The following is a 22,741-nucleotide window of genomic DNA, read 5'->3' on the forward strand; positions in this document are numbered from 1 at the left end:
TCGAACCCCCGCGAGGATGATTAGGATTTTTGGGAGTCTGAAAGACGAACCCAAAATCCAATCAGCTACCGCGTTAAAAGTGTTTTGAAAATTAGATGAGGTAGATAGGTCTTTGTCTTATCCTCTGTCTGATGTCAAAAGTATAAAAAGAAATCCAGAGGTTGCAACCCAGCCTCTGTTTTTCGGTAAGATAGAGGGTGATGCTTATGAAAAAAGCACTTTGTATCATTTATCCTAATTTTTCAATTTATGAAGTAGTTGGTCTGACCAGTACTTTAGCTCTATCTTTTGGTATTGAAATCGATTATGTTGGTTCAGATAGAGGCATTATAACATCGGAAGATGGATTAGCCTGTCAACCTACTAGAACACTAGATGAAGTAGTTATCGAAGACTATTCTTGTGTCATTTTGCCAGGAATGATAAATATTGCTCCTGCTTTGCACGATGAAAAATTGATTTCTTTCCTAAGAAGTTTGAATCAGCAAGAGATTTTGATTGCAGCTATTTCCTCAGCGCCCATTTTATTGGCGAAAGCAGGCTTATTGAAGGACACGAAATTTACGGGTGGGATTTGGCAAAACTTCTTTGACTATTTTGAATTTCTTCCACGGGAAAATTTCAAAGCTAAAGCTGTCCTGCAAGATAAAAATATCATTACTGCTGTCGGCTTTGCACACCAAGAGTTTGCAAGAAAAGTGCTTCTTAGTCTAGGCTTGGTAGGTAATGCTGACAACTATTTTAAAGAACGGAATCAGTATTCAGAAGAGGAATTGATATTCAATTTGTCAGAAGAAGAATTTGCTGAGATGAAACAGAGCATAAAAAACAACTTCTAAGAATTTTCTTAAAATTTAAAGAAAGGAACATGGGTGTTCGCAACTGAACACGGGTTCTAAAAATTCTGACTCAATATGAAAGAAATTGAACCCGACCTAAATCGAGGGTTGGTTTCGAAAACATTATAGAAAGGAACAAGAGTGTTCGCAACTGAACACGGGTTCCAAAAATTCTGATTCAATATAAAAGAAAGGAATTGAACCCGACCTAAATTCTCGGAAAAAAGAGAAATCGGTCTAGGAGCGTCTCTCCGTCGCCTGATTTCCTATTTTTCAGTCGAATTTTACGGTCTTGGTATCTTATATGAACAATACAGAATATTATGACCGTCTAGGTGTCTCAAAGAATGCTTCACAGGATGAAATAAAGAGAGCCTATCGGAAATTATCAAAAAAATATCACCCAGATATTAATAAAGATCCTGGGGCAGAAGATAAGTACAAAGAGGTCCAAGAAGCTTATGAGACTTTAAGTGACGAGCAGAAAAGAGCGGCCTATGATCAGTATGGTGCTGCTGGAGCCAATGGTGGTTTTGGCGGTGGCGCAGGTGGCTTTGGAGGCTTTGATGGAGCTGGTTTTGGTGGTTTCGAAGATATCTTCTCAAGCTTCTTTGGTGGCGGTGCTTCGCGAAATCCAAATGCTCCTCGTCAGGGTGACGATCTTCAATATCGTGTAAATCTCAAGTTTGAAGAGGCTATTTTTGGTACTGAAAAGGAAATTAAGTACAACCGGGAGGCGTCTTGTCGTACGTGTAGCGGATCAGGTGCTAAGCCAGGGACAAGTCCAGTGACTTGTGGACGCTGTCATGGCTCAGGTGTCATCAATGTAGATACGCAAACTCCTCTGGGCATGATGCGTCGTCAAGTGACCTGTGATGTCTGTCATGGACGCGGAAAAGAAATTAAGGAGCCTTGTACGACCTGTCATGGAACAGGACATGAAAAACAAGCCCACAGTGTCCATGTTAAAATCCCAGCAGGTGTGGAAACTGGTCAGCAAGTTCGCCTAGCAGGGCAAGGGGAAGCAGGTTTCAATGGTGGCCCTTATGGAGACTTGTATGTAGTCGTCAATGTCGAACCAAGTGATAAATTTGAGCGAGATGGATCTACTATATACTACAAGCTCAATCTAAACTTTGTTCAGGCCGCACTTGGAGACAGTGTGGATGTTCCAACCGTTCATGGGGATGTTGAGCTCAATATCCCAGAAGGAACTCAGACTGGCAAACGATTCCGCTTGCGTGGCAAGGGAGCTCCTAGTCTTCGTGGTGGAAGCATGGGTGATCAGTATGTGACTGTTAACGTTGTGACTCCAACAGGACTGAATGATAAGCAAAAAGCAGCGCTCAAGGACTTTGCGGCTGCAGGGAATATCAGTGTAAATCCTAAGAAAAAAGGCTTCTTTGACCATATTAAAGATGCTTTTGATGGGGAATAAAAGAAAGGAAGAGAGTGGACTGAAGTTATAGTTCACTCTCTCTTTTTTGGGATTTGAGATCTTTTGAAACGTTGCTTTAAAATATAGGTATCTGAATTAAATCTCTTTATCAATAAATTATAGAATCTTGTAGAGGGCTCATTGCAGAACAGGGGGTAATAGCCTATAATGAAGAAAAAGAAACCGTTTACATTATCGGTTTTTCTATTTATCAAAAAGGAGATTTTATGATGGTCTTTCATAGAGAACAGCGTTTTTCTATTCGTAAATTTTCAGTTGGAGCGGCTTCTGTTCTAATTGGAATCACTATGGCTGGACAGGTTGTTTCGGCAGAAGAGCTTCCAACTACGCAGTCAAATGTTGTCGCTCCAGCAGATTCTACTGAACCCAAAGCTGCAGAAGAAGTGGCAACCTCTAGTCCCGCACAAGATAAGTCTACAGCAGAGGAAACGTCCGGAGCAAATCCTGTAAACAATAGTGAAGCAACTCCATCAACTTCTGCTCCAGCAGAATCTAATACAGATATTCCTAAGCAAGATAAGACCCCTGAAAAAGATGCTACTGGAGAAGCAGAAAAAAGAAATGATTCTGAGGAGAAAGCAGGCTTACCTACTGATGCACCAAAGGGTCAAGAGTCAGACCGTGTTGATGAAAAACTTGCCATGCGCAAAATGATTTCAGTTGATGCAGGTCGTAAATATTTTAGCCCAGAACAATTGAAAGAAATTGTAGACAAGGCTAAGCGTTATGGTTTTACAGATATGCATTTACTGTTAGGGAATGATGGACTGCGTTTCCAATTGGATGACATGTCATTGACTGTAGGCGGTAAGACCTATTCTAGTGAAGATGTCAAAAAAGCCATTGAAAAAGGGACCAACGATTATTATAATGATCCAAATGGCAATCACTTAACACAAGCTGAAATGACGGACTTGATTGACTATGCTAAACGACAAGGAATCGGTCTTGTTCCGACAATCAATAGCCCGGGCCATATGGATGCGATCCTGAATGCCATGAAGGAGCTGGGAATTGAAAAACCTAATTTTGACTACTTTGGCAAGGAATCTGCTCGAACAGTTGATTTAAATAATCAGCCTGCTGTTGATTTTACAAAAGCCTTGATTGAGAAATATGCAGCATATTTTGCTGGTAAGACAGATATTTTCAATATTGGTCTAGATGAATATGCTAATGATGCGACCAATGCTAAAGGGTGGCAAGTCTTACAAGCGGATAAGTATTATCCAGGAGAAGGTTACCCAGAAAAAGGCTATGAAAAATTCATCGCTTATGCCAATGATCTAGCTAAAATCGTTAAGCGAAATGGTCTGAAGCCAATGGCCTTCAATGATGGTATTTACTATAATTCTGATCAAAGTTTTGGTGAATTTGATAAGGATATTATTGTGTCTTATTGGACTGGTGGATGGGGAGGCTATGATGTTGCTTCTTCCAAACTTTTGTCTGAAAAAGGGCATAAGATTCTAAATACCAATGATGCTTGGTATTATGTTCTAGGTCGAAATGCAGACGGCCAAGGTTGGTATAATCTAGATCAAGGGTTGAAGGGAATTGCTTCTACACCGATTACAAGTGTTCCTAAGTCTGAGGGGGCAGATATTCCAATTATTGGTGGTATGGTGGCTGCATGGGCTGATGAGCCTTCAGCGCGTTTTTCCCCATCTCGTCTTTATAAGTTGATGCGTCGCTTTGCTGATCAAAATGCTGAGTATTTTGCTGCTAATTATCAAGATGCAGAAAAAGAATTGGCAGCAGTCCCAAGTGACTTAGCTTCTAAATATACACCAGAAAGTATCGCTCGTCTTAAGGAGGCTGAAAAAGCTGTGAAAGAATTAGACAGCCATCTTAGTCGGAGCAAGCAAGAAGAGATTGATCTTGCGGTTGCTCGCTTAAAAGAAGCCCGTGAGCATCTCCAGCCAACCCCTGATTATCAAAAGGTGCTAGATGCCCAAGCTGAAAGAGAAAAACTAGCTAAGAGCAAGGTGATTTCTATTGACGCTGGTCGGAAATATTTCTCATTGGATCAGCTAAAGAGAATCATTGACAAGGCTAGTGAATTGGGCTATTCAGATTTGCATCTGCTAGTTGGAAATGACGGGATGCGTTTCATGTTGGATGACATGACCGTTGAAGCCAACGGTAAAACCTACACAAGTGATGAAGTAAAAGAAGCAATCTTGGCTGGTACCAAGGCTTACTACGATGATCCAAATGGAAATGCCCTCAGACAGAAAGAGATGGATGAGCTGATTGCTTATGCCAAAGGAAAGGGGATAGGCCTTATTCCAGCACTCAATAGCCCAGGTCATATGGATGCCCTTTTGGTCGCTATGGAAAAACTAGGTATTCAAAATCCTCAGGCTTATTTTGATACACTATCCAAAACAACCCTGGATTTGGAAAATGAAGAAGCCAAGTCCTTTACCAAAGCTTTGATTGGAAAGTATATGGATTACTTTGCAGGCAAAACCAAAATTTTCAACTATGGAACGGATGAATATGCTAATGATGCAACCAATGCTCAGGGTTGGTATTATCTGAAATACTACAACCTCTATGGTAAGTTCGCAGAATATGCCAACTCTCTAGCTGCTATGGCGAAAGAGAGAGGTTTGCAGCCAATGGCCTTCAACGATGGCTTCTACTACGAAGACAAAGACGATGTTGAGTTTGATAAGGATGTCTTAATCTCCTATTGGTCTAAAGGCTGGTGGGGCTATAACCTGGCATCACCACAGTATTTAGCAAGTAAGGGCTACAAATTCCTCAATACCAATGGGGATTGGTACTACATTTTGGGACAAAAACCGGAAGATGGCGGTGGTTTCTTACAGAAAGCACTTGACAATACTGAAAAGACACCATTTAATCAACTAGCTTCTACCAAGTACCCAGAAGTAGACCTTCCAACAGTCGGTAGCATGATTGCCATCTGGGCTGATAGACCGCAAGCTGAATACAAGGAAGAAGAGATTTTCCAATTAATGACTGCTTTTGCTGATCATAATAAAGACTATTTCAAGGCTAATTATGGCCCTATTCAGGAAGAAATTGCTAAAATTCCAACCGATTTAACCATCTATACACCAGAATCTGTTGCAGCTCTAAAAGCAGCTCGAGATGAGATTGATTGGGAATTAAGCCGGATGAAGCAAGAAGAGGTGGATAAACTAGCAGCTAAACTAAAAGTTGCTCGCGAAAATCTCAAGCCAATCACCTACAATGGCAGTGCCGATGAGGAAGAAGTTCGTGCTCTTGTGGAATATAAACCATATCTTGATATTCAAACAGAAGAGATTGCCTTTGAGACAAAAGAAGTAGCAAATCCAAACCTTGAAAAGGGGCAACGCAAGATTTTGCAAGTGGGAATCAAAGGTGAAAAAACGAATTTAGTTGAAATATCTGCCCAGGACGGTAGTAGCAAGCTTGTGGAAAGTTTCGTTTCTAAGGATGCTGTAGCTGAAATTGTGGAAATTGGGACAAAAGAAGCAGATTCAGCAAAAATGGGTGGAAGGCAGGTTCAACCAGCCCCGTTGGTTACTCCTTCTGTTAAGGGATCATCACCTATTAGCCAAGCAAGTAAGAAAGAAGAGGGGCTAAAACCGACTCAAACTAATAAGCAGCCAATAGCTGAAAAATTATCTCAACCATCTGCCCAAGCAGTGGCTAAGGACAATAAACTTCCGCAAACTGGAACAACTTCAGCTTGGCCTATAACTCTTCTGGGAACAGCTTTAGCTATGATCGGTTTGGGTGGACGCAAGAAAAGGAAAGGATGATTTATTATCGTTCTAAAAATCGAGTGTAAACCTAGGCTTAAATAATTATTTGGACAAGAATAAAGACGAGGTCAAAGAAAATAGTTTGGCCTCGTCTTTTTGTTTATGACATTATGGGGGATATGCCCTCTAAGGGGTGCTAGCTTAGGTTCTTTTTATTCACTCGCCTGGTTTTCCAGTTATGATGTGTTGAATTCCTTGATGAATATGAGGGAGCAGTTCAGGTAGAAAATTAGGATAGGCCGTGTGGTCTTGGAGTTCTTCCAAAGGGATCCATTCGACAGTTTCATTTTCTGAAAGACTAGGGAATTGCTGTCCTTTTGGTTTCATCAAGTAATAAAAGCAAATTTCGTGACAGTCTAGTCCTGCCAATCGTCCTGTTTCCTGCTGGAAGAAGTTTTCATGGATAAATACTAACCGATCAATCTCGTATTCTTGACCAGTTTCTTCCTGGATTTCCCTTTTGACGGCTTCCTGGGAGGATTCTCCCAACTGAACAGCACCTCCAAGCGGATAGAAGTAGCTTTCGTCAGGGTTGGTCATGAAAGCCACGGCTCCTTCTTCTATGATAAGTGCTGCGGCTTTGTATCTGAAACGTCTATGTTCTTCTTGAAAGCTGATATCTGCTAACATTCTTCCCTCCTTTTTAGAATTAGTATATCATTTTTTAAGTAATATTGTCATAACGAGAATTATCTTGCTACTCCTGTCTTTTCCTGCTACAATAGGTCTATGACAAGATATAAAGCGATTATTTCCTATGACGGGCATGACTTTGCAGGGTTCCAAAGACAACCTCATGCTAGAAGTGTCCAAGAAGAAATTGAAAAGACCTTGACCCGTATCAATAAAGGCCAGCCTGTGGTCATTCATGGTGCAGGTCGGACAGACAGCGGTGTTCATGCCCTTGGCCAAGTCCTGCATTTTGATTTACCGGAAGAGCGGGATGAAGAAAAATTACGTTTTGCCTTGGATACGCAGACGCCAGAAGATATTGATTTTATTAGTGTGGAGCAGGTATCGGATGATTTTCACGCTCGCTACAATAAACACAGCAAGACCTATGAATTTTTGGTGGACATCGGTAGGCCAAAGAACCCTATGATGCGCCATTATGCCACCCATTACCCTTATCCTTTGGAGCTGAGTCTAATAGAAGAAGCGGTTGCTCTGTTAGAGGGGACGCATGATTTTACCGGGTTTACAGCTTCGGGGACCAGTGTGGAAGACAAGGTTCGGACCATTACTGAGGCCAAGGTCCGCTTTGATGCAGAGCGTAATTTTCTGGTCTTTACTTTTTCAGGCAATGGCTTTCTCTATAAGCAGATCCGCAATATGGTCGGTACACTTCTCAAAATCGGCAACAAGCGCATGCCGGTAGAGCAGATCCAGAGGATTTTAGCGGAGAAAGACCGCCATCTGGCAGGACCAACCGCTGGTCCCAACGGCCTTTATTTGAAAGAAATTCGATATGAAGAATGAAGCTGAGATAATGGTATCTCGGCTTTATTCGATAGTGAGTAGGTTTCTAGAAAAGAGACTAAAAGATTCGTGTTTGATACAATTTTATTTTTATATGGGAAGTCTCTTTAAAATGTCATATGGAATAGGTGGGAAGTGACTATTTGGAGCGATTTTTAGCGATTCTACAAAAAAAGCTGAATATTTCTCCATTTTTTAGTAGTTTTTAAAGAAATAAATAACTTTTTAAGGAAAAATCTATTGTAAAAAACATCTAAAAGAATTATGATAATACTATGTGTATAAATGCTGTCTTTTAAAGGCTGATAGGGAGTTGGCTAGTGAAGACTTAGGGAGAAAATTTATACATCCAAACAAATAATGGGAGTTATGAAGTGAAGGATTTTAGAAAAGTACAGGAGAAAATTCAGAAATTTTCAATTAGAAAATTATCTGTTGGTGTAGGCTCCGTTGCAATTGCTGCCTTGATTTTTGGGAGCTTTTTGACTAGCCCAGCTGTTGCTGCTGATGAAGTTGGAAAGACTGGTCAGGCTCATTACACTTATGTTGAAGATCAAGAGTTAACTGAGCAAGAGAAGGAACTGATTAAGCATGAGCTTCCTTCCGATTTGCAATCAGGTGAGAATTATTACCTGATTTATCGTAAGAAAGGGAAACCAACAGTTTTGCCTCAAACAGGAAATAATGGGCAACCGCTTCTTGGCATACTAGCTGGGACGGCTATTTTGGCTGTTTTGGTGTTTTCTCGTAAGAAGGCTGGCAAGTTGGTGGGAGTGTTTTTGATTGGAGCGTTCGGACAGAGCCTTTTGCTTTCGCCTCAAGTTTTTGCGCTAGAAAATAAAGAGTTGGCTTCTTATAACCGTCAAGTTTCGATTTCTTCAGGTGTTTCTGAAGCAGATTTAGCGATTGAAGGTTACGACTATATCGGTTACTTTACTGCTTCTGATTTGCGGGCTTTGACAGGAACCTCGCCTGCCTCTCTGACTGAGGAAACTAGTCTTAAAGATCAGCCAGCAGTATCAGGGAATTCAAAATCTGGACTGGATGCTAGAGGTCAAGAAAAGCAAACAGAGCTTATAGAAGAGGAAAAACCAGATCAAGATATTTCAGGTCAGGTTGGAAGTATCTCTGATTCCACTCCTAACCCATCTTCTCAAGTATTACCTCCAAATAAGGAAACATCAAAAGAAGAAAATAAAACAAATCCGAATCAGTCTGAAAAAAGCAGCAGTAGCAAGGGAGAACCAGAAGTTCAACCGGAGAAACCAGCTTATACTGGACCGGTTGGTACAGCGGGAGATACAGCGCCGATAGAGCCAGCGCTTCCAGCATACACAGGGTCAGTGAATGGCGAACCAGAAGTTCAATCGGAGAAACCAACTTACACAGAGCCGATTGGTACAGCGGGAGATACAGCCCCAGTTGAGCCTGCGCTTCCAGAATACACGGGGGCAGTAAATGGTGAACCAGAAGTTCAACCAGAGCAACCAGCCTATACCGGACCGGTTGGTACAGGGGGAGATACAGCCCCAGTCGAGCCTACGCTTCCGGCATATACAGGGTCAGTGAATGGTGAACCAGAAGTTCAACCGGAGCAACCAGCTTATACTGGACCGGTTGGTACAGGGGGAGATACAGCCCCAGTCGAGCCTGCGCTTCCAGCATACACAGGGTCAGTGAATGGTGAACCAGAAGTTCAACCGGAGAAACCAACTTATACAGAGCCGATTGGTACAGCGGGAGATACGGCCCCAGTTGAGCCCGCTCTTCCAGAATACACGGGTGGTGTTAATGGGGAATCAACAGTTCAAGCTGAACTGCCTAGTTTGCATACAGAGGTCAAGTTAGAAACAATTGAACCAAAGGTTGTTCACAAAACTGATGATAGCAAGTATCTTGATGAAGAGACCACTGTCAATGGAACTCCAGGACAAAAAGAAATTGTAACCAGCTATGAAGTCTTGGATGGCAAGCGGATATCAGAGCCACAAACAACTGAGCGCATCTTGCATGAAGCAGTTGATACAGTGGTTACTCGTGGCACTAAGGCTCGCGTTAATAAAGAAGAATTGAGCAAGCAACTAGCTTTAGCAACGGCTGTAGATCCTGCAGCTTACACCAATCAATCCTACCAGCAATTGCAAGCAATTAAGAATATGGCTGAGTCGGTTTATCAAACTTCGTCGAGTCAAGATGAAGTAGATGCAGGTGTCAACCAACTCAAGCAGGCTTTAGCCGACTTATTGGCTCTTAAAACAGCGCCAATTCTGACTGTTTCAGCGGTTAAGAAGGATGAATTGCAGAAATCAGCGCAAATTCAATACCAGCTGACGGACAGGGATCAAGCCTTTACTAGTGCTCATGTTCGCCTGAAGAAGGATGGTCAATTAATAGCAGAGCAAAACTTGGCGACCGGTCAGTTGACTGCCAGCTTTAGTGGTTTGGACTACTATACACCTTATGATATCGAGACGACCCTGTCTTATGACTTAGGAAATGGCTCTGAAAGTAAAGAGTTAGCTCGAGAGACAGTTCAGCTTGACCTGAAGAAGGTGGAACTCAAGTCCATCACTAATGTCGCCTTGATGAAGGTTGAGAATGGCCAGACCAAATTGATGCCTACTCTGGCTGAAAAGCCAGCAAATCTGGATCAATATTATCTGCACTTTACATCCGACCAGTTCAAGGACACTGTCCTACCAGTTACCTCTATCGAGGAAGTGGTCGTTGACAATCAGCCTGTCTTCAAGATCAAAGCTCAGCTGCCAGACTTGCTGCAAAGAAGCGCAACTGGTCTTCAAAACAGCTTTGACTTCTATCTGGAAAAGGCTAAGAAGCGTGAAGGAAATGTCTACTATGACTTCCAAGACCTCTTAGATGGCATCAAAGAAAATCCATCTGGAACCTTTATTCTGGGTCGCAGTATCAGTGCCAAGCTGATTGACAAACCTGCCAACAGCAAGTCTTACTTGCCAGGTGAATTCAAAGGTCAGCTGATTGGTGGTCAAAATGGCGAGCGCCATGCGATTTTAGACTTGGCGCATCCTCTATTTGATACGATTACTGGCGGAACGGTCAAGGATATTGACTTTAAGCGAGTCAATATGGTTTATCCAGATTCGCAAGCGGGCGATACTATTGCGACAATTGCTGCTCGTTTGAAGAATAAAGGAGTAATCGAAAACGTCAATGTCCAAGGCTACTTGGAAGGAAGAGACCATATAGCCGGTCTGGTTAACAATATAGAAGGCCAATCTCGAGTTGAAAATGTCTCCTTTAAGGGCCGTATTAAGTCCAAGGGTGGAAACTCTGTTACAGCTGGTATCGCAGGAACCAACGCCATGTCCTTGGTGAAACGTGCCTACGTTGAAGCAGATATTTGGGTTAAGAGTGGACAAAATGCAGGTATGCTGGTCGCTCAAAACTTCACTGACTATTCAGGTTCAGGCTGGGGCAATTGGGGTAAATTGATGCAGTCCGTTGCCAAAGGTAAGTTAGAGGATGCAGGCTCAAGAAATGCTGCTGGTATCTCTGCTTCCATTTGGCCGTATGGAACTATCAATGACACCGTCAGCTATGCCACAGTAGTGAACGGTAAAGAGCTCTTTAGCTCAGATAATGAGATTACCGATGCTTGGATGGGGCAAAAACTCCAAAATCTCTTTGGTGTTACGGGACACAGCTCTGGAACCAAGACAGGAAAAGATGCCAAGTTCCGTCGCTTGACAGAAGCTGAAGCGGAGCAAAAAGTTAAGAGTTATCGGATTACGGCTCTTGAACAAACCAGCGCAAATGAAGTAACAACTGAGAAACTAAATGCTGCTATTCTGAGAACAAGTGCTTTTCAAGACAAGCCAGGTTACAAGGCAGAAAATGAACAGCTTTATCAGAATCTAGAACGCTTTATGCCTTTCTACAACCAAGAGTTCTTGATTCATGAGGCCAATAAGCTGGTGGATGCTGGTAAAGCAGGAGACCTGTTGACTAAGAAAGTCTTAGCAGTTCAAGCCCTGAAAGGTAACCAGTTTGTTGCTGGAGGAACGGATGCAGATAAGATCTTAGTCCATTTTGCAGACGGAAGCAAAACCATCTACAATCTTCAAAATCAAGCACAATTTGAACAGACTGCTCTGCCGGAATATCAGATTGCAGAGCTTGGTACAGTCTATACTCCAAATCACTCAACCGCAGTCAAAGAAGACTTGCTGACTCAGCTGACTGAGAGCTTGAAGAACTTTGACCTGTACAGTGATGAAGTCTATCGTTCTGTTGGTCTGCCTAACGATAATGACAAGGTCAACAAAGTGAAGCGTCTCTTCCTAGATGAATCTCTGGCTGAAGTGAAAGCCAACTTGCAGGATATGCTTGGTAAGCTCCTGGCCAATGAATGGACAAGATTCCATGCTGACAATCCGGCAGCCAACGAAGCTCTGAAAGCTAAAATCGAAGAGAACAAGACCGCTATTATGCTCGGCCTGACCTACCTCAACCGTTATTACGATCTCAAGTTTGGCGACTATAACCTCAAGGAGCTGGTACTCTTCAAACCAGACTTCTATGGTGAAAAAGTGCCATTGCTGGATCGCTTGATTAAGATTGGTCGTTCGACAGAAAATCAACTGAAAGGGGCAGACAATGTCAATATGTTTGCACGTCAGTTGAAGGCTGAGTCCAAGTCTAGTGATTTGGTGGCTTACTTGGATTACAACCGTCGCCTGCTGACTAACTTTGCGGACATGGATTCTTGGTTCAAGGATGCAACTCGAGGCTTTATTCAGTTTGAAGAACGCCAGTCAGAAATCGAGGAGATCAAGTCTGCCAAGTATCGCGTCTTCGATAACCTCAATTCTGAATATTTCAGCAACTATATCCTTCCGCTTCTAACCTTGAAGAATACGCGTTTAGCTATTCTGTCAAACTATAGTACGATGGCCTTTGTCAACAGAGACAAGCGCCGGTCATGGTCTGATGAACGATTTAATGCACGTATCAAGGAAGTAGCGACCCAGCATCGAAATCACGTAGACACTTGGTACAAACTGCTCTCAGATGATATCAAGTCCAGAATGGTCAAGCAAAATGTAACGGCTGTATGGGATGGTTTTGATGTGGAAGGACGTGGCTGGATTGATGTCAACGGAAATGATAATAAGGGCAATCCTTATGCTCCATCCCGCGAGTTCTTTAACCTAGTTGGCGGCAGAGCTGGTGGCTGGTACAAGTCAAATGGCTACGGTGCCCATGCTGCTGGTTCAATCCGTGTTAACTTCGAGGCCTTTGACCTCTTGACGGAATACGGTGTATCCGTCTTCACGCACGAACTCACCCACGTCAATGACGGCTATATTTATCTGGGCGGACATGGCAGACGACAAGGTATCGGACCAGAAGGCTATGCCCAAGGGTTGCTCCAATCACCTGTTCCTGGTCAGCCAGGCTGGGGTGCTCTGGGTCTCAATATGGCCTTTGATCGTCCAAATGATGGCAGCCTCATTTTCAATAGCTCGCCAAGTCTCTTCAAGAACCGAGCAGACATCGACCATTACATGAAGGGCTATAATGATACTCTCATGCTGCTGGATTACCTTGAAGGTCAAGCAGTTGTGGATAAAGGAAATGCAGCTGCGGCTAAATGGTTCAAGAAGGTTGAGCCTAAGATTGTAGATGCTCGGACTCAATATGATGTCGTGAGAGAGTTGACAGCAGAGGAGAAAGCGGCCATGTCAGTTTCATCTGTAAATGACTTGGTTGACCAAGGCTTGCTTTCTAACCGTGCGGTTGACAATCGAACTTATAACCCAGCTGACTATGACTCTAGTTACATTGCGATCGACTTTATGACAGGTATCTATGGTGGCGGTCAAAACAATACTGGAGCACCAGGCGCCTTGATGTTCAAGCATAATACCTTCAGAATCTGGGGTTACTATGGCTATGAAAAAGGCTTTGTAAGCTATGCTTCCAATAAACACCGTAAGACAGCCAATGAGCAAGGTGTGACTGGTTTGAGCGATAACTTTATCATCAAGCAAATTTCTGAAGGCGAATTTGAAACCATGGAGGCCTTCAAGAAAGCTTACTTCAGAAAAGTTGTGGATAAAGCACAAAACTCAGGTATTAAGCCAGTGACAGTCAACGGAAAAGTCTACAGTACTTTTGAAGAGCTGAAAGCCGGTTTTGCAGAAGCTGTTGAAAAGGATCTGAAGAAGTCTCGTGTCGATGAACGGGCAACCAAGGACTTTAAGTATGCTGTATTTACGCAGTTACTCAAGAACACCAACAGCTTTATGGATGAAAACTCCATTTGGGGTTCCTAAGTCAAAATGTCAGATTTGCTAGATGTGTAATTGCAAATAATGACCTTTAGCAATAAACAATAAATAACCCATTTGGATTAGCTCTGTTTGTTTTGTCACTGACAGTCTGATTCAGATGGGTTATTTTCTTGCGTATTAGTGATCCCTAACATCAGCCATCTCCGTTTGTTATACTCTATTTTCAAAAATCTGTCCCCAGACAGTTCCTGTTTTTAGTCCTTGCTGGGGTATTTTTTTCCTGCTAAAATAAACACATAGCACCTTATAAAGCTATTGTTTCGCTGGATTTACGTAAAAAATAGTAGATTTCAGAAGAGAAGACCGCCATCTGGCAGAAGGGCAATAGCAGGTTCAAACGGTATTATCTAAAGGAGATTCGTTATGAAGGATAAACTCATTTTAGCCCTATCAGGTAATGATATATTTAGCGGTGGCGGACTACATGCTGATTTAGCTACCTATACAGTCAATGGTTTGCATGGTTTTGTAGCTGTGACCTGCCTGACTGCGATGACCAACCAAGGATTTGAGGTTCTTCCGGTTGAAGAGGAGGTTTTTACTCAGCAACTATCCAGCCTCAAAGATGTTCCTTTTTCTGCTATTAAGATAGGGCTTTTACCCAATCTAGCAATAGCAGAGCAGGCATTGGATTTTGTCAAGCAACATGCGGACATACCAGTAGTGCTAGACCCTGTCCTGGTCTGCAAGGAAAATCATGATCTGGAAGTTAGTGCATTGAGAGAAGAAATCATCAGGTTCTTCCCTTATGTCAGCATCATCACGCCTAATTTGGCAGAAGCTCAGCTATTGACCCAAAAAGAAATCAAAAGTCTGGAAGATATGCAGGCTGCAGCCAAGGAGCTCTATGATTTAGGAGCCAAGCATGTGGTGATAAAGGGTGGCAATCGCTTGAGCAAGGAGCGGGCGGTGGATGTTTATTATGACGGCCAAGATTTCAAAGTATTGGAATTGCCAGTGCTAGCTAGCAACAATACCGGAGCAGGCTGCACATTTGCTTCCAGCATTGCCAGTCAGTTGCTTCTAGGCAAGTCTCCTTTTGCCGCGGTTCAATTTTCTAAGGATTTTGTTTACGGAGCGATTCAGCGCTCAGATCAATATGGGGTGGTTCAATATGAGAAATAATCAAGTTAAAAAATTAGTTATCTTAGCTTTCATCACAGCTCTGTCTGTCGTTTTGGGGAATTTTTTAAAGATCCCGACTCCGACAGGGTTTTTGACACTGCTGGATGCAGGGATTTATTTTACAGCTTTCTACTTTGGCCGCAAGGAAGCAGCTATTGTCGGAGGACTCTCAGGCTTTCTGATTGACCTGATTGCTGGCTATCCTCAGTGGATGTTTTTCAGTTTGATTTGCCACGGACTGCAGGGCTTCTTTGCTGGTCTTGAAGGTAAGAGTCGCTATCTTGGTCTAGTTTTGGCTGCAGTTTCTATGGTCGGTGGCTACGCCCTTTTTGACAGTATCATGAATGGTGTCGGAGCAGGTCTGGCCGGCATGTTGGGTAATTTTATGCAGAATGTTTTTGGTTTAGTAGTCGGTTACGTCCTTTACAAAGTCTTCCCAGAGAGTTTGAAAAAGATGGCCACAGTGAAATAAATGAGGTGAGACATGGACTTAGATAAGATTGGAGCAGAAACACGTCAGATTCTTGAAGATGTTTTAGACAAAGCGTCCTTGGATGAGGGTGATATTTTTGTTCTGGGTCTATCCTCTAGTGAGGTTATCGGAGGTCATATTGGCCGAAATTCCAGTTTAGAAGTTGGGCAGATCATTGTCAAAACAATCCTGGATATCTTGGAAGAGAAGGGGATCTTTCTAGCAGTTCAGGGATGCGAGCATCTCAATCGGGCGTTAGTGGTTGAGAGAAGCTTGGCAAAAAAGAAAGATTTAGAAATTGTTAACGTTCTCCCCACTCTTCATGCAGGGGGAAGTGGCCAACTGGCAGCTTTCCAGTACATGAAGGATCCTGTTGAGGTGGAATTTATAGTGGCTCATGCTGGTCTAGATATCGGAGATACTGCTATTGGTATGCATGTTAAGCATGTTCAGATTCCCATCAGGCCAAAGCTTAAATCAGTGGGTGCTGCCCATGTTACAGCTTTAGCTAGCCGCCCTAAGCTGATTGGTGGTTCAAGAGCAGCTTATAGAGAAGACAAAATAAGAAAAGAATAATAGTAAAAAAATATTATATAATTTTGAAAAATTTTTTAAATATGCTATAATGGAGTGTATTCAATAAATTTTAAGGAGAAATGACAGAATGTCTGTATCATTTGAAAAAAAAGAAACAAATCGTGGAGTTTTGACTTTTACTATTAGTCAAGAACAAATCAAACCAGAATTGGACCGTGTGTTTAACTCAGTAAAGAAAACAATTAATGTACCAGGTTTCCGTAAAGGTCATCTTCCACGTCCTGTCTTCAACCAAAAATTTGGTGAAGAAGCGCTTTACCAAGATGCTTTAAACAACTTACTTCCAAATGCTTATGAAGCTGCTGTGAAAGAAGCTGGTATCGAAGTTGTAGCACAACCAAAAATCGATGTCGTTTCAATGGAAAAAGGTCAAGATTGGACTATTTCTGCTGAAGTTGTTACAAAACCAGAAGTAAAATTAGGTGCTTACAAAGACCTTGAAGTATCTGTAGAAGTTTCAAAAGAAGTAACAGACGAAGACGTTGATGCACGTATCGAACGCGAACGCAACAACTTGGCTGAATTGGTCCTAAAAGAAGGTCCAGCAGCTGAAGGTGATACAGTGGTCATTGATTTTGTTGGTTCAGTTGACGGTGTTGAATTTGACGGCGGAAAAGGAGATAATTTCTCTCTTGGACTTGGTAGCGGTCAATTTATTCCAGGATTTGAAGATCAATTGGTTGGTCACAAAGCTGGCGAAACAGTTGATGTGGTTGTAACTTTCCCTGAAGACTACCAAGCAGCTGATCTTGCAGGTAAAGAAGCTAAGTTTGTAACTACAATCCATGAAGTAAAAGAAAAAGAAGTTCCAGCTCTTGACGATGAACTTGCAAAGGACATCGACGAAGAGGTAGAAACTCTTGATGAATTGAAAGAAAAATACCGTAAAGAATTAGCTGAAGGAAAAGAAGCTGCATACAAAGATGCAGTTGAGTCAGCAGCAATCGATCTTGCGGTTGAAAATGCAGAAATCGTAGACTTACCAGAAGAAATGGTCCATGAAGAAGTTCACCGTTCAGTAAACGAATTCCTCGGCAACATGCAACGCCAAGGAATCTCACCTGACATGTACTTCCAAATCACTGGTACTACTCAAGAAGACCTTCACAAACAGCATGAGGCTGATGCAGAAGCTCGTACTAAGACAAACTTAGTGATTGAAGCTATTGCAAAAGCAGAAGGATTTGAAGCAAGCGCTGAAGAAATCGAAGCAGAAATTTCTTCACTCGCAAACGACTACAATATGGAAGCAGATCGTGTTCGTCAACTTCTTTCAGAAGATATGTTAAAACATGATATCACTATCAAGAAAGCTGTTGAAGTCATCACAAGCACTGCAAAAGTGAAATAAAGATGAAAGAGGCAAGATTTGATTCTTGCCTCCTTTTTTTAGAAAACAAGAGGGGATTCTGCTATAATAATAGTATAGTTAAAAGGCAATCCTGCTCTGTCGCTAGTCCATAGCACTCGTGAAGGAGGTCGAGCATGAAAAGCAGTAAAAAATCTTATCTGAAGCTAGGCTTGCTTCTTCTCTTTTTTATTTTCTATTGGCTAATAGTCAATCTTTTATTTCATAATGCAGCGCTTTTTTGGCTCCTTTTATTAGCTGGTATGGCCCTGACCGTAATTGCTAAGAACTACCGCAAACTTTCAAAAAATGACTGGGTAACAGCTATTATTCTGGGGTTTTTGGCCATCTTTTCGAATCCTATTTTTGCTGCTTTGACAGTCCTGACTTATCTGTCTAGCAGTCTTTTATTGAAGGAAAGGGAAAAATTCAGAACCATTTTAAAACTTAATAGTCTGAAACAAGCAGCTCTTGCTTTGGTTTCGGGGCTTCTTGTGGGATTTGTGCTGGGGTTCTTCAATCTCGTTTTGGCCCACAAGCCTATGAGTCTACCAGGCTCTTTTCCTGTTCAGGCTGTTCTAAATGCCCTCCGCGCAGGTGTATTTGAAGAAGTAGCTTTTAGACTATTTTTCTTTGCTATTATCATTTACCTGACTAAAAAAGATACTTTTTCAAAAATGGAGAATATGCTGGTTTATGGTATTCTGACCTTGCCTCATACTCTGATTCACTTTGGTTTGGAAAAGTTTGATATAGGAAGTGTCGTTATTCTTAGTCTTGTTTTCGGCTTGCCTTTTGCTTTTTTGCTTCGGAAACAGGGGCTCTACAGCGCTATAACAGCTCATACTGTAGTTGATTTGCTCAGATTCGTTTTTTTAGAAATTTGAAAAATTTTAACTTAAAATATAAATGGTAACCCTTTGACTATTTTTGGAAATTAGCGTAAAATAGTAGGGAAAGACAAAAAAGGAGAAAAGCCTTGGAATTAGAAGTATTTGCTGGACAGGAAAAAAGTGAGCTTTCTATGATTGAAGTTGCGCGTGCGATTTTAGAATTGCGTGGTCGTGACCATGAGATGTATTTTAATGACCTTGTCAATGAAATCCAAACTTATTTAGAAAAATCAAACAGCGAAATCCGAGAAGCTCTACCATTGTTCTATACTGAGCTAAATGTTGACGGAAGCTTTATTCCGCTTGGTGACAACAAATGGGGCCTTCGTTCTTGGTATGCAATTGATGAAGTGGACGAGGAAATTATCGCGCTTGAAGAGACTGATGAAGAAGATAGTCCGAAATCACGGAAGAAAAAACGCGTTAATGCCTTTATGGATGGTGATGAGGATGCCATCGACTACAGCGATGATGATCCAGAAGATGAGGATTCATACGAAGCAGATCCTGCACTCAACTATGACGATGAAAATCCAGACGATGAGAAGAATGAAGCAGACGCTTATGATGCTGAAATCAATGAGATTGCTCCGGATGATCTAGACGAAGATGTTGACATCAATGAAGAAGATGATGAATTTTCTGACGATGATGCAGAGGGCGAAGAAGAATAAAAAGAGAGACTGGGGCAAAAAAGCTCCAGTCTTTTTTGTCAGAATCGAATTCTTTTTTAAATACAAGTCAAGGAGAGAGTGTTCTTTGGCCTTGAAACAGACTTAAGAAAGTCGTATAATGATGGGGAATAAACAGAAAATAGCGACGACAGGGAGGGTGCTGCGATGAAATTTATCCTGGATCGAAGCCTAAGCGACTTAGGAATTGAAAGTGTAGTCATTGGTATTGCTAAAAATGTCAATCCGCATGCAGAATTATCTCTAACCTTTCTAAAAAAGAAAAAGGAAAGAGAAGAGTGGGCTCTAAGTTGTGACCTAGATCAGGTTCTCCAATCACCGATTATTCAAGGCTATGAAGATATCTTGCAACGTGTAGGTCGCAGTGTCAAAAAAAATCCTCCAACTGTTCCAGCTCTGATTAAAAATATCCGCCATCGCGGGTCTCTTCCTTCTATCAATACGATTATCGATATTTATAATGTAGAAGCCTTGCAATCCCTGTTAGCTATTGGCGGACATGATTATAATAAAATTGGAGAAAAGATTGAGTTCACTGTCAGTCAAAGAGAAGATACCTTTCTGCCAATTTTGTCTAAGGAGAAACACGTAGCTAAAACAGACTATGTCTATCGCGACGACAAAGGGATTTTAGCTTGGTTAGATATTCGAGATAGTGACCTCTATAAGTTTGATGATGATACCAAAGATGCAATTTTTATCATTCAAGGGAATGCTAATACTTCCGTTGAGATGCGTTTGGAAGCCTTGAAGCGAATCCAGTCTGACTTAAAAGAATGCATGCCAGATATGAAGTTTGAGGCATTGGTTATCAAGCAAGCTGAAGATTGATTTAGTAGCGGGGGATAGACATTATCGGTTTCAGTTTGAAACATTGCTCTCCTATATTTCGTATAAAAAGCCTCTTGGTTGAAAGAGGCTTTTTTTAACAAAAAGGACAGTTGTTTTGATAGAGGGTGTGAGAGGAGAAAATGCTATAACTGACCGGAAAAACTTATCATTATTTATCTTGAATGCTTACTTTGGTACGTGAAATAAAAGTAGAGTTAAATTGTGGGAATGAATCAAAGAGAAGGCTTTATTTCGGTATAAAAATGCTTAAGTTTCTTGAAAGTTATAGGAGAAAATGCTATAATGAAAAGAACATTCTAAAATCAGAAAGAATATAAAGTAAGGATAAAAATGGCAAATATTTTAAGAACAATTATCGAAAATGATAAAGGTGAATTAAGAAAATTAGAGAAAATGGCAAATAAGGTCATTGCTTATAGTGACCAGATGGCTGCCTTATCCGATGAGGAGCTAAAGGCTAAAACAGATGAATTTAAACAACGTTATCAGAATGGCGAAAGTTTAGATGACTTGCTCTATGAAGCCTTCGCAGTTGTTCGTGAGGGCGCGAAGCGTGTTCTTGGTCTCTATCCTTATCCAGTACAGATTATGGGGGGGATTGTTCTCCATCATGGTGACGTACCAGAGATGCGTACAGGTGAAGGGAAAACTCTTACTGCGACCATGCCTGTTTACTTGAATGCGTTGGCAGGAGAAGGAGTTCACGTTGTAACGGTCAATGAATACCTGACAGAGCGTGATGCGACCGAAATGGGTGAACTGTACTCTTGGTTAGGGCTTTCAGTTGGTATTAACTTGGCTGCTAAATCTCCAGCTGAGAAGAGAGAAGCCTATGCTTGTGACATCACCTACTCAACGAACTCAGAAATTGGCTTTGACTACCTCCGTGATAACATGGTAGTTCGTGCTGAAAACATGGTTCAGCGTCCACTTAACTATGCCCTAGTTGATGAGGTGGATTCCATTCTGATCGATGAAGCTAGAACCCCTCTGATTGTTTCTGGACCAGTTTCATCTGAAACTAATCAGCTTTACCACATGGCGGATAGCTTCGTTAAGAGTCTTAACAAGGATGATTATATCATCGACGTGCCATCAAAAACAATCGGCCTGTCTGACTCTGGAATTGACAAAGCTGAAAGCTATTTCAAATTAGATAATCTCTATGATATTGAAAATGTGGCATTGACTCACTTCATTGATAATGCCTTGCGTGCTAACTATATCATGATTTTGGATATCGATTATGTGGTTAGCGAAGAACAAGAAATTCTAATCGTTGACCAGTTCACCGGTCGTACCATGGAAGGACGCCGCTATTCTGACGGACTTCATCAGGCTATTGAAGCTAAGGAAGGTGTTCCGGTTCAAGATGAAACTAAGACATCTGCTTCTATTACCTACCAAAACCTCTTCCGTATGTATAAAAAACTGTCTGGGATGACTGGTACAGCTAAGACTGAGGAAGAAGAATTCCGCGAAACTTATAATATCCGTGTTATTCCAATTCCAACTAACCGTCCAATTGCTCGTATTGACCATGAGGATTTACTTTACCCTAGTTTAGAATCTAAATTTAAGGCAGTTGTGGAAGACGTGAAAGAACGCCATCTTAAAGGACAGCCTGTTCTGGTCGGTACAGTTGCAGTTGAAACCAGTGACTATCTTTCTAAAAAGCTGGTTGCAGCAGGAATTCCTCATGAGGTATTGAATGCTAAGAACCACTATCGTGAAGCGCAAATCATTATGAATGCTGGCCAACGGGGTGCTGTTACAATTGCAACCAATATGGCTGGTCGTGGTACCGATATTAAGTTGGGTGAAGGCGTTCGCGAATTGGGTGGTCTCTGTGTGATTGGTACAGAGCGCCATGAAAGCCGTCGTATTGACAATCAGTTACGTGGACGTTCTGGTCGTCAGGGAGATCCAGGTGAATCTCAATTCTATCTATCTCTTGAAGATGAGCTGATGCGTCGTTTTGGTTCTGAGAGAATCAAAGCTGTCTTGGATCGTTTCAAACTGAGCGAAGAAGAGTCTGTCATTAAGTCTAAGATGTTTACACGCCAAGTTGAAGCGGCTCAAAAACGGGTTGAAGGAAATAACTATGATACTCGTAAGCAAGTCCTTCAGTATGACGATGTGATGCGTGAACAGCGTGAAATCATCTACGCTGAACGTCATGATGTTATCACAGCTAACCGGGATTTGGCTCCAGAGATTCACGCTATGATCAAACGGACTATTGATCGTTTTGTTGATGGAAATAGCAGAGCTCCTCAAGAAGAAAAATTGGATTCAATTTTGTACTTTGCTAAGTATAACTTGGTTCCAGAAGAGTCAATTTCTTTGAGCGACCTTCAAGGTTTATCTGATGAGGAAATAAAGGCTAACTTATACGAACGTGCTTTAGAAGTCTACAATAGCCAAATTGCTAAACTTCGTGATGAAGAAGCTGTTCGAGAATTCCAAAAAGTATTGATTCTACGTGTTGTAGATAACAAGTGGACAGATCACATTGATGCATTGGATCAGCTTCGTAATGCTGTAGGTCTTCGAGGTTATGCTCAAAATAATCCTGTTGTTGAATACCAATCTGAAAGTTTCAGAATGTTTAACGATATGATTGGTTCAATCGAGTTTGATGTGACCCGTCTCATGATGAAAGCACAAATTCACGAGCAAGAGCGTCCTCGTACGGAGCATAATATTGTAACAACAGCAACACGAAATATCTCAGCGCAAGAATCCGATCTGCCAGCAGATGTTGATTTGGCAAAGGTTGGCCGGAATGAATTATGCCCATGTGGCTCAGGTAAGAAGTTTAAAAATTGCCACGGCCGTCGTTAAAAAAGATTGAGGGGG

Annotated in this window: 14 protein-coding genes; 13 read left to right on the forward strand and 1 reads right to left on the reverse strand. The window is 41.8% G+C overall.

Translation table 11 applies throughout. From position 1 onward, the window contains the following. Positions 1 to 206: 206 nt before the first annotated feature. The 3 genes from PCY09_RS05960 to strH all read left to right on the forward strand — a co-directional run bounded on the left by PCY09_RS05960 (position 207) and on the right by strH (position 6,083). Complete coding sequence (locus PCY09_RS05960; RefSeq protein ID WP_125396873.1) at positions 207 to 839, forward strand: DJ-1/PfpI family protein; 633 nt, start codon at positions 207 to 209, stop codon at positions 837 to 839. Between the two features lie 304 nt (positions 840 to 1,143). Continuing rightward, on the forward strand, positions 1,144 to 2,277 hold the full coding sequence (gene dnaJ, locus PCY09_RS05965; protein ID WP_061586109.1) for a molecular chaperone DnaJ: 1,134 nt from the start codon (positions 1,144 to 1,146) through the stop codon (positions 2,275 to 2,277). Positions 2,278 to 2,507: 230 nt separating this feature from the next. After that, positions 2,508 to 6,083, forward strand: a complete 3,576-nt coding sequence (strH, locus tag PCY09_RS05970) for an LPXTG-anchored beta-N-acetylhexosaminidase StrH (protein WP_227250351.1) — start codon at positions 2,508 to 2,510, stop codon at positions 6,081 to 6,083. A 159-nt stretch (positions 6,084 to 6,242) separates the two neighbouring features. Here the strand turns inward: strH and PCY09_RS05975 are convergent, their stop codons facing one another. Next, positions 6,243 to 6,716, reverse strand: coding sequence for an NUDIX hydrolase (locus PCY09_RS05975; protein ID WP_061584587.1), 474 nt, complete (start codon positions 6,714 to 6,716; stop codon positions 6,243 to 6,245). A 99-nt stretch (positions 6,717 to 6,815) separates the two neighbouring features. Here PCY09_RS05975 and truA point away from each other — a divergent pair, with 99 nt between their 5' ends. The 10 genes from truA to secA all read left to right on the forward strand — a co-directional run bounded on the left by truA (position 6,816) and on the right by secA (position 22,726). Continuing rightward, positions 6,816 to 7,565, forward strand: coding sequence for a tRNA pseudouridine(38-40) synthase TruA (gene truA, locus PCY09_RS05980; protein WP_125396874.1), 750 nt, complete (start codon positions 6,816 to 6,818; stop codon positions 7,563 to 7,565). A 374-nt stretch (positions 7,566 to 7,939) separates the two neighbouring features. Next, on the forward strand, positions 7,940 to 13,882 hold the full coding sequence (locus PCY09_RS05985) for a ZmpA/ZmpB/ZmpC family metallo-endopeptidase (protein ID WP_125396875.1): 5,943 nt from the start codon (positions 7,940 to 7,942) through the stop codon (positions 13,880 to 13,882). 381 nt (positions 13,883 to 14,263) lie between these two features. Further along, the gene (locus PCY09_RS05990) at positions 14,264 to 15,025 is read left to right on the forward strand and encodes a bifunctional hydroxymethylpyrimidine kinase/phosphomethylpyrimidine kinase (protein WP_125396876.1); all 762 of its coding nucleotides are present in this window, start codon (positions 14,264 to 14,266) and stop codon (positions 15,023 to 15,025) included. Then, on the forward strand, positions 15,015 to 15,497 hold the full coding sequence (locus tag PCY09_RS05995) for an ECF transporter S component (RefSeq protein ID WP_061583322.1): 483 nt from the start codon (positions 15,015 to 15,017) through the stop codon (positions 15,495 to 15,497). Before PCY09_RS05990 ends, PCY09_RS05995 begins: the two co-directional genes overlap by 11 nt. A gap of 12 nt (positions 15,498 to 15,509) precedes the next feature. Then, positions 15,510 to 16,073, forward strand: coding sequence for a TIGR01440 family protein (locus PCY09_RS06000; protein WP_045772854.1), 564 nt, complete (start codon positions 15,510 to 15,512; stop codon positions 16,071 to 16,073). 88 nt (positions 16,074 to 16,161) lie between these two features. After that, positions 16,162 to 17,445, forward strand: a complete 1,284-nt coding sequence (tig, locus tag PCY09_RS06005; RefSeq protein WP_008808427.1) for a trigger factor — start codon at positions 16,162 to 16,164, stop codon at positions 17,443 to 17,445. Between the two features lie 134 nt (positions 17,446 to 17,579). Further along, positions 17,580 to 18,329, forward strand: coding sequence for a CPBP family glutamic-type intramembrane protease (locus tag PCY09_RS06010; RefSeq protein ID WP_125396877.1), 750 nt, complete (start codon positions 17,580 to 17,582; stop codon positions 18,327 to 18,329). 92 nt (positions 18,330 to 18,421) lie between these two features. After that, a complete protein-coding gene (rpoE, locus tag PCY09_RS06015; RefSeq protein ID WP_045505656.1) occupies positions 18,422 to 19,009 on the forward strand; it encodes a DNA-directed RNA polymerase subunit delta in 588 nt (195 codons plus the stop codon). 165 nt (positions 19,010 to 19,174) lie between these two features. Then, the gene (locus PCY09_RS06020; RefSeq protein WP_125396878.1) at positions 19,175 to 19,858 is read left to right on the forward strand and encodes a B3/4 domain-containing protein; all 684 of its coding nucleotides are present in this window, start codon (positions 19,175 to 19,177) and stop codon (positions 19,856 to 19,858) included. 351 nt (positions 19,859 to 20,209) lie between these two features. Then, positions 20,210 to 22,726 carry a preprotein translocase subunit SecA gene (gene secA, locus PCY09_RS06025; protein WP_008808430.1) on the forward strand — a complete coding sequence of 839 codons (2,517 nt, stop codon included), beginning with the start codon at positions 20,210 to 20,212 and terminating at the stop codon, positions 22,724 to 22,726. The last annotated feature ends 15 nt before the right edge of the window (positions 22,727 to 22,741 follow it).

Origin of the sequence: Streptococcus sp. SG2, assembly GCF_030439925.1 — a bacterium.
Lineage (GTDB): Bacteria > Bacillota > Bacilli > Lactobacillales > Streptococcaceae > Streptococcus > Streptococcus gordonii.

Bases quoted from the DNA above. Each gene is read 5' to 3' on its own strand.
- PCY09_RS05960 (WP_125396873.1), top strand. From the start codon at position 207: ATGAAAAAAGCACTTTGTATCATTTATCCTAATTTTTCAATTTATGAA.
- dnaJ (WP_061586109.1), top strand. From the start codon at position 1,144: ATGAACAATACAGAATATTATGACCGTCTAGGTGTCTCAAAGAATGCT.
- strH (WP_227250351.1), top strand. From the start codon at position 2,508: ATGGTCTTTCATAGAGAACAGCGTTTTTCTATTCGTAAATTTTCAGTT.
- PCY09_RS05975 (WP_061584587.1), bottom strand. From the start codon at position 6,716: ATGTTAGCAGATATCAGCTTTCAAGAAGAACATAGACGTTTCAGATAC.
- truA (WP_125396874.1), top strand. From the start codon at position 6,816: ATGACAAGATATAAAGCGATTATTTCCTATGACGGGCATGACTTTGCA.
- PCY09_RS05990 (WP_125396876.1), top strand. From the start codon at position 14,264: ATGAAGGATAAACTCATTTTAGCCCTATCAGGTAATGATATATTTAGC.
- PCY09_RS05995 (WP_061583322.1), top strand. From the start codon at position 15,015: ATGAGAAATAATCAAGTTAAAAAATTAGTTATCTTAGCTTTCATCACA.
- PCY09_RS06000 (WP_045772854.1), top strand. From the start codon at position 15,510: ATGGACTTAGATAAGATTGGAGCAGAAACACGTCAGATTCTTGAAGAT.
- tig (WP_008808427.1), top strand. From the start codon at position 16,162: ATGTCTGTATCATTTGAAAAAAAAGAAACAAATCGTGGAGTTTTGACT.
- PCY09_RS06010 (WP_125396877.1), top strand. From the start codon at position 17,580: ATGAAAAGCAGTAAAAAATCTTATCTGAAGCTAGGCTTGCTTCTTCTC.
- PCY09_RS06020 (WP_125396878.1), top strand. From the start codon at position 19,175: ATGAAATTTATCCTGGATCGAAGCCTAAGCGACTTAGGAATTGAAAGT.
- secA (WP_008808430.1), top strand. From the start codon at position 20,210: ATGGCAAATATTTTAAGAACAATTATCGAAAATGATAAAGGTGAATTA.